Here is a 251-nt window from a genome sequence, read left to right as displayed (position 1 = left end):
CGCTCACGACGCGCCACGGCCCGGTCCTGGCCCGCCTCACGGAGGCCGCCGCGCGCTTCGCGGCGAGCAGCCCGCGGGCCGCTCTCGACCTCCTCGCGAGCGCGGCGACGGTCGCGAACTACGCGGGGCGCAGCGACGGGATGCCGGAGCTCCCGCAGGACGGGGAGCGTGGCCCGCGGTACGCCTGGACGCGCGTCGTGACCGACCCGCACACCGACAGGCCCGCAGCCGTGGCACACCTCAACTCACTT

At 76.9% G+C, this 251-nt stretch carries 1 protein-coding gene; it reads left to right on the top strand.

All coding sequences use genetic code 11. From position 1 onward, the window contains the following. Nucleotides 1-251, top strand: a 251-nt coding sequence (locus tag G3I42_RS16055) for a hypothetical protein (protein WP_164286556.1), incomplete at both ends; no start/stop codon positions are given.

Origin of the sequence: Streptomyces sp. SID11385, assembly GCF_010548245.1 — a bacterium.
Taxonomy (GTDB): Bacteria; Actinomycetota; Actinomycetes; order Streptomycetales; family Streptomycetaceae; genus Streptomyces.
Note: the sequence above shows the minus strand (reverse complement) of the source record. Positions and strands in the feature narration are given on the sequence as shown.